The sequence below is a fragment of the Kluyvera sp. EC_51 genome (assembly GCF_019584505.1).
Taxonomy (GTDB): domain Bacteria; phylum Pseudomonadota; class Gammaproteobacteria; order Enterobacterales; family Enterobacteriaceae; genus Kluyvera; species Kluyvera sichuanensis.
Genome location: NZ_VDAG01000061.1, coordinates 105,977 through 117,130 on the forward strand (window position 1 = coordinate 105,977; position 11,154 = coordinate 117,130).

Sequence of the window (11,154 nt, forward strand, 5' to 3'; positions counted from 1 at the left end):
GGTGGTATTGGTGCTGGCCCTGTGCAATAGGCGAAAAAAAAGCCCGTACTTTCGTACGAGCTCTTTCTCAAAGATGGCGGTGAGGCGGGGATTCGAACCCCGGATACGTTGCCGTATACACACTTTCCAGGCGTGCTCCTTCAGCCACTCGGACACCTCACCATATTGTTTTGCTGCTCACCGTAGGTGGTCAACGGGGCGCTACTATAGGGAGTTGACCTGAAACGGTCAAGCATAAATTCAGATTTATTTATCGTTCGGTTAAGCAATGAACACCGCCCCGCCGAAAAGCGGCGGGGCGGGTGGGTTAACGCTGAGAATCAAGCTGTTCGTTGTTTTTCACGACGTCCTGCGCCTTTGCGTAGCTTTCAATCAACAGCTGATACGCCGGGAAGATTTTGGTATACACCTCGGCCCATTCGGCGGCATCCGGGCGGTTCCAGGTACGCTGCAGTTCAGAGGCGACCGCCGCGGTATCCATTGGCACTACGCCTGCCTGCGCCACGCGGGCCAGCGTCACTTCCTGCGCCATCTTGCTGTAGGTGCCGGAAGCATCAATGACCGCAAACACTTTATAACCATCGGCGACGGCGGCAATAGCTGGGAAGGCCATGCAGACGCTGGTGATCGTCCCGGCGATAATTAACGTTTTGCGACCCGTGGCCTTCACGGCAGCCACGAACTCCGGGTTATCCCAGGCGTTAATCTCGCCTTTACGCGCAATATAGTGCGCATGCGGTGCATTTTCGTGAATCTCCGGGATCAGCGGACCGTTCGGACCTTGCGGCACTGAGGCGGTGGTGATCACCGTCAGTCCGGCAAGCGTCGCCATTTTCGCCAGTGCCGCAGCGCGAGCGCGCAGCTCTGGCATCGGCATATCGCCCACCGTCTGGAACAGGCCGCTCTGATGGTCGATTAACAGCATCACCGCATCGTTAACATCAATCACTGGACGCGCGCCGTTGAAATTTGCTGGAGTAGACATGTTATTCACCTCTGTAGTGTCAGATCTGACCAAAGCGGCCGGAGTTAAAATCGCGAATGGCTTCGTCGATTTCGGTTTTACTGTTCATCACGAAGGGCCCGTAGCCCACAATCGGTTCATTGATCGGCGCGCCTGCCAGTACCAGTACTTTTGCGTCGTTGCTGGCGTGCAGATGAACGCGCTTACCTTCCTGGCTGAGTACGACTAGCTGCGCTTCCTGAGCGTGGGTGTCGCTGTTCACCGTAACGCTACCTTCCAGCACCACCAGGGCGGTGCTCCAGCCATCAGGCTGCTCGAAAGAGACCTCTTTACCTTCCTGAAGCTGCATATCCCAGACGTTCAGCGGTGAGAAGGTGTTGGCCGGGCCCGTCGCCTCCTGGTAGTGACCGGCAATCACCCGCAGCGACCCGCTGTTATCCGGCAGCTCTACCGTTGGAATCGCGGCCGCTTCAATACTCTGGTAGCCCGGTGCGGTCATCTTGTCCTTCGCTGGCAGATTGACCCACAGCTGGATCATCTTCAGTTCGCCGCCGCGACGGGCAAACTCCGCCGAGTGAAATTCCTGATGCAGAATGCCGGAGCCTGCGGTCATCCATTGCACATCCCCCGGGCCAATCACGCCGCCTTTACCGGTGGAATCCCGATGCTCTACTTCCCCGGCGTAGACGATAGTGACCGTCTCGAACCCACGGTGTGGATGTTCTCCCACCCCGCGCTTCGCACCGTCTGCCGGGAAGCTGTATGGCCCGGCATAGTCGAGCAGCAGGAAAGGACTCAGGCTTTCACCGTGAGACTGATAGGAAAATAACGAACGAACCGGGAAGCCATCACCCACCCAGTGCGGACGTGGCGCGGTATAAACACCCGTAATCTGTTTCATTTGTTTCTCCTGCGTAGTGAGCTTTGATGTGGATTAGCTTATATTCAGATGTAATGACTCGGTAGATAGCGGAAATGACCCACACTGTTGCAAAAATAGAACGATGAGGTGGTGATGCAGGATCTCAATGATTTCGCGTGGTTTGTTCACGTGGTGGACAACGGCGGCTTCGCTGCGGCGGGGCGCGCGCTGGATATGCCAAAGTCAAAGCTCAGCCGACGCATTGCGCAACTGGAAGAGCAGCTTGGGGTGCGGCTGATCCAGCGCACCACCCGGCAGTTCACGGTGACGGAAGTTGGGCAGACGTTTTATCAGCACTGTAAGGCGATGCTGATTGAGGCAGAGGCAGCGCAGGAAGCGATTGCCGTGCTCCAGGCAGAGCCGAGAGGCTGCGTGAAGCTGACCTGCCCGGTCACGCTGTTGCATGTGCACGTTGGGCCGATGCTGGCGCGCTTTATGGTGCGTTATCCGGGCGTGCAGATTCAGCTTGAAGCGACAAACCGACGGGTGGATCTGGTGGCGGAGGGGATTGATGTGGCGATTCGCGTCAGGCCGAGTCCTTTTGATGACAGCGACCTGGTGATGCGCGTACTGGCGGACCGCGGTCACTGTCTCGTCGCCAGCCCGTCGCTGGTGGCGACGATGGGCAAGCCGCAGGTGCCGGACGAACTCAGTCGCTGGCCGGGGTTAAGCATGTCGGCAGGTAAGCATGTGCATCGCTGGTCGCTACATGGCCCGGATGGCGCAAAGGCCGAAGTGCACTTTACGCCACGGCTGACGACCAGCGATATGCTGGCGCTGCGTGAGGCGGCGGTGGCGGGTGTCGGGGTGGTGCAGCTGCCGATCCTGATGGCGAGAGAACAGCTGGCCAATGGATCGCTGGTGCGCGTGCTCGATGATTGGGAACCGAAGCGGGAGGTGATTCACGCGGTCTTCCCTTCACGGCGAGGGCTGCTGCCTGCGGTGCGCGCGCTGGTGGATTTCCTCAGCGAGGAGTATGCGCTGATGATCGAAGAGTGAATTTACATTTCATTTACAATCGCGTGCGGGTAGTGATATTGATGCTCCGTTGCTCTTTTTCGACGGTCTGAAACACGCCGCAGGTAAATGATGAATTCACATAATGTTCCTATGGATATCCCGCCAGCGCTTGCCGAACAGGCGCTTGAAAAAATGGGTTTTCGCGCTTATCCGGCGGTTAGTGAGTCTGGGTTGGGGCAGATTTACCAGGCGTGGTGCCGTTCCGTACCGTTCGACAATATTCGTAAACGAATCCAGGTATCGCAGGGCATTCAGGGCGCCTTACCGGGCTTTACGCCGGAGGATTTCTTTTCACACTGGCTGCGCTTTGGCACCGGTGGCACCTGCTGGGCGAGCCACGGCGCGCTATATGCGTTGCTGAAAGCCGTGGGATTCCCCGTACAGTTTGGCCTGTCCACGATGCGCTCACCGCGCCCGGTAAGTGCGGACTCCCCTGGGCACGGCACGTTGTTTGTTCCTCTGGATAACACTCTTTTTATTGTCGACACCACGATGCTTCACGGCCAGCCGTTACCGTTGCAGGCCTGGCACTCCACGCATCCGGTATGGGGCACGCGGGTGCACCGTGATGAGGGATTCTGGTGTGTGAACTGGAAACCGCTGGGGCGTTCACGCATAGACTGCCAACTGCTGGAGATGGATGCTGCCGAAACGGAATACCCGCAGCGACATGAACGCAGTCGCCACAGCAGTCGCTTTGACGGCGCGCTGCTGATTCGTCTGGCGGGTCATGATTCGATTACCGGGATAGTAAAAGGTGAAAAGGTTTTCAGAGAAGCCAGAGGGAAGGAGACGTTCGAGACGTTGTCGCACCGTCAGCAAAAGGCACTGCTGGTGGAGCGGTTTGGTATTGCGGAAGAGATTGCGGCACAGGTACCGGCGGATGAGGTGCCGCAGTAACCAGGACGCGGCAATGATTAAAAGAGATATTCTACGGTGTTCTGTTTGTACTATTACATCTAACAAATTGTGACTAATTATTTTGATGATATATTTTAAAATGTGTCATCCGGATAACGTTGTTATTTTTACTATTTCAGTGGGGCATAAATAAGCATCTCATTGAATCTCTGTTTATACTTTTTTATGAGGGATAACTCTAAGCTCGATAGGTTGAATATCTGCCCGGTAAACATAATGAATTTACGGTTGGTTATAATCTGGGCATCGCTGTATGCCGTACTGTGGACTGTCGCGACGGTAGCGCTCGACCCTGCGGTTCCCTATGATGCCGTAGAGGCGTTAAATTGGGCGCAAAACGCCGAATGGGGCTCGCCAAAAAATCCGTGGCTGGTCGGCCTGGTCATGCAGCCTGCACTCCATTTACCCGCGCATATTTACTGGTATGCTGCGCATTTTCTTGCCATTGCAATAGGGATGGTCGGCAGTTGGGTATTTGCACACAGGCTTACTGGCAGCAAAAAGCTGGCCTGGGTGGCATTGTTAACCCTTAATTTATCAGGGTTAATTAACTTTGATATCATCAGCTACAACGATAATTATCTGTTGGTGATGCTATGGCCGTGGATGATGTATTGCTATCTACAGGCTATTAGCCGAAGCCCGTATTGGTGGCTTGCCTTTGCTCTATTGGCCGGACTGGCAACCATGTCAAAATATTCTACGTTGATTCTGGTCGGGTCTGTTTTTCTCTCAACGCTTGTTGTGGCGGATATTCGTCGCTGTTATCGGCATATTGTCTGGTATTGTGCGTTAGCATTAGGCGTACTGTTAATTATCCCTAATATCCTGTGGTTACAGAAGCATAACTTTGCTGCGCTACATTGGGTAAATTCAGAAATGCACCCAGGGATTAATCCGGGGCTTTTTACCTGCTTAATATCCATTTTTTACCCCCTGCTGATTTCTGGCGCTATTCTCTATTTTTGTGGCGCGCGCTTACGCTGGCCTGCGTCATGGGAAGGTCGGGTAGTGCTGGGAGTCTACCTGATTCCGCTGACAGCGCTTTGCTGTTGGTTTTTTTTCTTCAACAGCGGCAGATTAACTGAATGGCTGCAGCCTTTTTTCATTCTGGCACCGGCGCTAATGATCAGCGGCGTCAACCAAACGTCCGTCATCGTTCCACGCGCCGCGTTTGTAACCTTGTTCAGCGCTGCACTGCTGGTCCTTGCGGGTTACTGTGGTGTGATGTACGCCAACGTGGCTAATGCAGGGCAAAAGATGAGCGGTGTTATCCCGTTCAGCGATACGGTAAACCGCCTCTGGTTTCAACGCTACGGTACTCCGCTGAAGTATGTCGGTGGGGAGCGTCTGGCAGAATGGTTAACGTTTTACGTTCCTTCCCGGCCTAAAATCATCACCAAATGGAACAACATCACGCAGCCAAATATCTACAGTGCGGATATTCGTCGCGCGCAGTTGTTGCATGATGGTGTTGCGCTGATTGGCCGCGTAGGGGGCTCATGTTCCACGGAACATTTTGGTACGGCTCTACAGGCGTGGCCGCATATGCAAATTGATATGAAGATACCGATCGATTTTCAGACGGACCCGTCTCATGACGTTCAGACCGTTTGTATTGGCTTTGTGCGTCCGGTGGGGTGATGAGCGATTCCCGGCGGCGCTGCGCTTGGCCGGGCTACGGTTTGAATGTAGCTCGGGGTCGGCGGTATTGATGCTGGCCCTGTGCAATAGGCGAAAGAAAAGCCCGTACTTTCGTACGAGCTCTTTCTCAAATATGGCGGTGAGGCGGGGATTCGAACCCCGGATACGTTGCCGTATACACACTTTCCAGGCGTGCTCCTTCAGCCACTCGGACACCTCACCATATTGTTGTCCCGTGTTGCTGGGACGAGCGCTAATGTAGGGAAAAGGCTCCTCACCGTCAATAAACTTTTTAAAAAAATCGTGCGTTTACACAAACTTCAACCAACATGCTTCTTAAACAGACATAAATCGTATTTTTTGCGATCGCCTCCGCATTTTCCGGGACAGGCAAAAGAAATTTGTTATTCTGTTAAACCACAAAAATAATCAAAAACAGCGCCGATCCATCCCGGTAACGGTGCACAGAGCAGGAGTCATTATGGAGATCATCTTTTATCACCCCACGTTTGATACCCCTTATTGGATTGCCGAGCTAAGCAAATTGCTGCCGAATGCCCGCATTCGCGGCTGGCAGCGTGGCGATGATGCACCTGCCGACTACGCGCTGGTGTGGCATCCGCCGGTGGAAATGCTGCAAGGCCGCAGTCTTAAAGCCGTGTTCGCTCTGGGGGCTGGCGTTGACTCGATCCTCAGCAAGCTCAAGGCGCATCCGGAAATGCTGCCGGAATCTATCCCGCTCTTCCGCCTGGAAGACACCGGTATGGGCATTCAAATGCAGGAGTACGCGGTCAGCCAGGTACTACACTGGTTCCGTCGCTTTGATGACTATCAGGCGCTGCAGCGTCAGTCCAGCTGGCAGCCACTGCCGGATTACACCCACGACGAATTTGCCATCGGTATTATGGGCGCGGGCGTGCTGGGTTCAAAAGTCGCTGAGAGCCTGCTGGCGTGGGGCTTCCCGGTTCGCTGCTGGAGCCGTAGCCGTAAGGAATGGCCGCAGGTGACGAGCTTTGCCGGGGAAGCCGAGCTGAATGCCTTTTTACAAGGGACGCGGGTGCTGATTAATCTGCTGCCTAACACTGCGGAAACGGTGGGGATTATTAACCGTCAGAATCTGTCCCAACTCCCGGATAATAGCTATGTGCTGAACCTGGCGCGCGGCGTTCACGTTGTGGAAGACGATCTGCTGGCAGCGCTCGACAGTGGCAAACTGAAGGCGGCAATGCTGGACGTCTTTAGCCGTGAGCCGCTGCCGCAGGAAAGCCCGCTCTGGCAGCATCCGCGCGTAACGATGACGCCTCATGTTGCCGCCGTGACTCGCCCTAAAGAGGCGATTGCCTATATTGCCCGGACTATCACGCAGCTTGAGCGCGGTGAACAGCCAAGCGGGCAGGTCGATCGCGTGCGCGGCTATTGATGTCCCTGGCTAATAAACATGAGGGTTTCCTGCTATCCTTGGCTTACCACGAGAAAGGAGAATGTGATGTATCCTGTTGACCTACATATGCACACCGTTGCCAGCACGCATGCCTACAGTACGCTGCACGACTATATCGCCGAGGCGAAGCGCAAGGGAATTAAACTCTTCGCCATCACCGATCACGGCCCGGATATGGCCGATGCCCCGCACTACTGGCACTTCGTGAACATGCGCATCTGGCCGCGTATTGTTGATGGGGTCGGGATCCTGCGCGGTATCGAGTCGAATATCAAAAACACCGCGGGCGAGATTGACTGCTCCGGGCCGATGCTGACATCGCTCGATTTTATCATTGCCGGTTTTCATGAGCCGGTTTTTGCGCCGCAGGATAAGGCGACGCATACCGAGGCGATGATTGCGGCAATGGCCAGCGGCCACGTTCATATGATTAGTCACCCGGGTAACCCGAAATTCCCGGTTGATATTCCGGCTATCGCAGCAGCAGCAGCGAAGTATCATGTGGCGCTGGAAATTAATAACTCTTCCTTTGTGAGTTCGCGCATCGGCAGTGAGAGCAACTGCCGCGCTATTGCTGCAGCCGTGCGCGATGCGGGGGGCTGGCTGGCGCTGGGCTCTGATTCACACACCGCCTTTACGCTGGGTGAATTTACCGAATGCCAGAAGATCCTTGACGCCGTGGAGTTCCCGCAGGATAGGATCCTTAACGTCACCCCACGACGTTTCCTGAATTTCCTTGAATCGCGCGGTATGCCGCCGATTCCTGAATTTGCTGAATTTTAATGACTGAATGGATTAACCAATGAACGAGTTTTCAATCATCTGCCGCGTGCTTGGCTCGCTGTACTATCGTCAACCGCAGGACCCACTGCTGGTGCCGCTGTTTACCGTGATTCGCGACGGTAAACTGGCCGCGGACTGGCCACTGGAGCAGAATGAACTGCTGGCTCGTCTGCAAAAAAGCTGTGATATCCAGCAGATTGCCGCTGACTATAATGCGCTGTTTGTGGGGGATGACTGCAGCGTTTCACCGTGCCGTAGCGCGTGGGTAGAAGGGGCGACGGAGGCGGAAGTTCGCACTTTTCTGACCGAATGGGGAATGCCGTTAGGGGACAGCCCAGCTGACCAGATCGGTACGTTGCTGCTGGCAGCTTCCTGGCTGGAAGACAAAGCGGAAGATGACGATACCGAAGCACTGGAAACCTTGTTCGGTGAGTTTATTCTGCCGTGGTTTGAAAGTTTCCTTGGCAAGGTTGAAGCACACGCCACCACTGCGTTCTGGCGTACGATGGCACCGCTAACGCGTGAAGCCATTGCTGCGATGTGGGACGAACTGCAGGAAAGTGAAGAAGAGTGATTTAAATCACATATTCTATGCAACTGAAATAAAGATCATGAGCAATCTGTGCTCATGATCTCATCAAAAAGCCAGGCATCTGCTAAGATGCTCGCCATGAACGTTATCTTCGCTATTGCAATCACAACAGGCATTCTCTCCGGTCTTTGGGGATGGGTTGCCGTGTCTCTGGGTTTACTGAGCTGGGCCGGATTCTTAGGCTGTACGGCTTATTTCGCCTGCCCGCATGATGGGCTGAAAGCGTTGGCTATTTCTGCCTGTACGACAATGAGCGGTGTCATCTGGGCACTGGTTATTATCTATGGCAGCGCGCTGGCTCCCCATCTGGAAATTTTGGGTTACGTCGTGACGGGTATTGTCGCGTTCCTGATGTGTATCCAGGCGAAGCAGCTGCTGCTCTCGTTTGTTCCGGGTACTTTTATTGGTGCCTGCGCCACTTTTGCGGGGCAGGGGAACTGGCGTCTGGTCGTTTCGTCGCTGGCAGTGGGGTTGATCTTCGGCTATGCGATGAAAAACAGCGGGCTGTGGCTGGCGAATCGTAAAGCGAAAGCGGAACCGTCGAACGAATCGGCGCTGTAGTAGACCTATTACATGTGAAAAGCGGCGGCAGGGGAAAATCCTGTCGCCGCTTTTTTATTGCTGTGGTAGTGCATTAGTTCTTAAAATTATCGTTCGCCCAGGATACGGCTTGGGTACGGTTCTTGACCGAGATCTTTTTAAATAGATGATATAGATGTGTTTTCACCGTGCTTTCGCTAATAAATAGCGACTGCGCAATTTCGATGTTAGAAGCGCCAATGCGCAGTTTGTTTAGGATCTCTTTCTCCCGGAATGTCAGGATCGTACTCTCCTGATTATCGTAACGATAATTACCGGAATGCATAATCAGGTAGCTCGCGAGCTTACGCGAAAAGTAGCATTCTCCCTCCATCACTTTCTGTAACCCTTTGACCAGAAAGTGTTCTTCATCATGCGCATAAAAGATGCCGTTAATATGCGGCCAGCTTTCAATCTCCTGATAAGCATAATCTTCAGGGGTATTGAAAAGTAGGAGCTTTATACCGCTATTAATTTTACAGAGTTCTTCCTGCCAGGCCTTGACCAGCTTTTTATCGATTTCGATCATGTCAAAAAGCACGATACCATCCGATAAATTATCCAGGCTAACCATGTGAATATTAATGATTTTACTATTCATCCTTAACGTCTTTTTCAGGCTCTGAGAAAGGGCACAGGACTGAAGTGACGGCCTGGTGATGAGTGAAAGAGTCTGGTTCGTTAACGTGAGCTCTTTTTGCATGATGAGACCCCTAATTTTTTTACAGCAGGCAAAATTATAAAGGTATCTTGTTAAGCATTACTGAAATGTGGCTGCTGTTTTGACAAATGTTAAGAATTAATAATTAAAAGACATGTCTGCTTAATTTAAAATTTAGACGCTACCAATTCTAAAGCAAGAAATAATCGTGAAACCAGATGTAAAAATAAATTGCAAAATGTAAATAAAGCATGTTTCTTAAGCTTTTAACATCATATCTTAATGATCATACATAATCTCTCTTTTTGTTTTTAATTTTATGTTATCTAAGGTTTTTATGTCTTATTGAAATTGTCTATCAGCCTTCTCTTATCCATTTTGTATGATGAATTTGCGTGATATTTGTCGTTTTTAACACTTTCGTTGTGCCCACGATTTTTTAACGCTTTGTTTTCTGGTTAAGTTATCCGAATGCAGGTGATAGTGAGCTGTTAATACTAAAGGTTGATACTGTGAAAATTAAATCAAACTTTATTATGAGATCCTCATGCTTATCAAATATGCATACTCATCCATATAGCATCGAGACCAGCATTAAATCGATGTAAGAACTTTTCATATTTCTATGACGATACCATTGATATGGTGAGGCGGTATATCTTCACGATATTTTATAGAACGACACATCCCGACTAAATGCAGAATAACGAAGCCGCAAGTAATTGTGATAATTACTCATGGTTCTGACACTGACATTTATTAATAGACACAATCTTATTGATTGCTGTGGATGGCTGTTTGTTTTATTCGCCCACGTGTCATTTGCTTTTTATTATGTTTGTAACCTCTTGAATAATTGATCATTCAGCTTCTTGAATGTCGATTTCTATCGCCTGGAAAATTTGTAATTTGTGAACGGGTGTCGTGATGAATACCGACCTGAATTTATTGATTAGCGAGCGATCGGTTATTACGGCAATAGCACACAGCAACTAATAACGCGTGAAAGGGCTTATCATGAAAATGAAGCAAATCGCCATAATAGTGGCGCTCACCGTTTTATACCCGGCAACCACAATATATGCCGTAGCGGCGAATGGTAACGGCGGTGGTAATAGCGGTCAGAGCGGTAACGGCAACGGTAACAACGGCAATGGAAATGGCAATGGAGGTGGTGGCAACGGAAGCGGGAATAATGGTAACGGGAACGCGAATGGCAACGGTGGCGGCGGCGATAACGGCGGCGGTCACGGCGGCGGAAGTGGCAACGGCGGCGGCAACGGAGGCGGTAACGGCGGTGGCAACGGAGGCGGCAACGGAGGCGGTAACGGCGGTGGCAACGGCGGCGGTAACGGAGGCGGCAACGGCGGCGGTAACGGCGGCGGTAACGGCGGCGGTAACGGCGGCGGTAACGGAGGCGGCAACGGCGGCGGTGATGGAGGCGGTAACGGCGGTGGCAACGGCGGCGGTAACGGAGGCGGCAATGGAGGCGGCAACGGCGGTGGCAATGGAGGCGGCAATGGAGGCGGTCACGGTGGCGGCATAGGCGGCGGTGTCGGTGGTGGTATTGGCGGCGGCAATGGAGGCGGTCACGGTGGCGGCATAGGCGGCGGTGTCGGTGGTGGTA

11 protein-coding genes and 2 tRNA genes are annotated in these 11,154 nt (G+C 52.6%); 7 read left to right on the forward strand and 6 right to left on the reverse strand.

Going from position 1 to position 11,154, the window contains the following annotated elements:
• Positions 1 to 74: 74 nt before the first annotated feature.
• The 3 genes from FHC49_RS12155 to FHC49_RS12165 form a co-directional block, all read right to left on the reverse strand.
• Positions 75 to 162: transfer RNA gene (locus tag FHC49_RS12155), tRNA-Ser, on the reverse strand.
• 145 nt (positions 163 to 307) lie between these two features.
• The gene (locus tag FHC49_RS12160; RefSeq protein WP_220439883.1) at positions 308 to 985 is read right to left on the reverse strand and encodes an isochorismatase family protein; all 678 of its coding nucleotides are present in this window, start codon (positions 983 to 985) and stop codon (positions 308 to 310) included.
• A gap of 19 nt (positions 986 to 1,004) precedes the next feature.
• Positions 1,005 to 1,865, reverse strand: a complete 861-nt coding sequence (locus FHC49_RS12165) for a pirin family protein (protein ID WP_220439884.1) — start codon at positions 1,863 to 1,865, stop codon at positions 1,005 to 1,007.
• Positions 1,866 to 1,973: 108 nt separating this feature from the next.
• Between FHC49_RS12165 and FHC49_RS12170 the strand changes: the two genes are divergently transcribed.
• From FHC49_RS12170 to FHC49_RS12180, 3 genes are all read left to right on the forward strand, one after another.
• Entirely contained in the window at positions 1,974 to 2,885 is a 912-nt protein-coding gene (locus FHC49_RS12170; RefSeq protein ID WP_220439885.1) for a LysR family transcriptional regulator, read from the forward strand.
• A gap of 111 nt (positions 2,886 to 2,996) precedes the next feature.
• A complete protein-coding gene (locus tag FHC49_RS12175) occupies positions 2,997 to 3,806 on the forward strand; it encodes an arylamine N-acetyltransferase (protein WP_220439886.1) in 810 nt (269 codons plus the stop codon).
• 237 nt (positions 3,807 to 4,043) lie between these two features.
• The gene (locus FHC49_RS12180; protein ID WP_220439887.1) at positions 4,044 to 5,471 is read left to right on the forward strand and encodes a glycosyltransferase family 39 protein; all 1,428 of its coding nucleotides are present in this window, start codon (positions 4,044 to 4,046) and stop codon (positions 5,469 to 5,471) included.
• A gap of 134 nt (positions 5,472 to 5,605) precedes the next feature.
• Here FHC49_RS12180 and FHC49_RS12185 read toward each other — a convergent pair.
• Positions 5,606 to 5,693, reverse strand: a tRNA-Ser gene (locus tag FHC49_RS12185).
• A 259-nt stretch (positions 5,694 to 5,952) separates the two neighbouring features.
• On the opposite strand from FHC49_RS12185, the gene ghrA reads away from it, so the two are divergent.
• The 4 genes from ghrA (at position 5,953) to FHC49_RS12205 (ending at position 8,848) form a co-directional block, all read left to right on the forward strand.
• Complete coding sequence (gene ghrA / locus FHC49_RS12190) at positions 5,953 to 6,891, forward strand: glyoxylate/hydroxypyruvate reductase GhrA (RefSeq protein ID WP_185666450.1); 939 nt, start codon at positions 5,953 to 5,955, stop codon at positions 6,889 to 6,891.
• A gap of 66 nt (positions 6,892 to 6,957) precedes the next feature.
• Positions 6,958 to 7,695 (forward strand): phosphatase, encoded by a 738-nt coding sequence (locus tag FHC49_RS12195; protein ID WP_220439888.1) that lies wholly within the window; start codon positions 6,958 to 6,960, stop codon positions 7,693 to 7,695.
• 19 nt (positions 7,696 to 7,714) lie between these two features.
• The gene (locus FHC49_RS12200) at positions 7,715 to 8,269 is read left to right on the forward strand and encodes a molecular chaperone (protein WP_185666448.1); all 555 of its coding nucleotides are present in this window, start codon (positions 7,715 to 7,717) and stop codon (positions 8,267 to 8,269) included.
• A gap of 96 nt (positions 8,270 to 8,365) precedes the next feature.
• Entirely contained in the window at positions 8,366 to 8,848 is a 483-nt protein-coding gene (locus FHC49_RS12205) for a DUF1097 domain-containing protein (protein WP_185666744.1), read from the forward strand.
• 73 nt (positions 8,849 to 8,921) lie between these two features.
• Here the strand turns inward: FHC49_RS12205 and csgD are convergent, their stop codons facing one another.
• Both csgD and FHC49_RS12215 read right to left on the reverse strand, forming a co-directional pair.
• The gene (gene csgD, locus FHC49_RS12210) at positions 8,922 to 9,572 is read right to left on the reverse strand and encodes a biofilm master transcriptional regulator CsgD (RefSeq protein ID WP_370631763.1); all 651 of its coding nucleotides are present in this window, start codon (positions 9,570 to 9,572) and stop codon (positions 8,922 to 8,924) included.
• A gap of 1,014 nt (positions 9,573 to 10,586) precedes the next feature.
• Positions 10,587 to 11,154 (reverse strand): hypothetical protein (locus FHC49_RS12215; protein ID WP_220439889.1); only part of this gene is annotated, 568 nt, incomplete at its 5' end.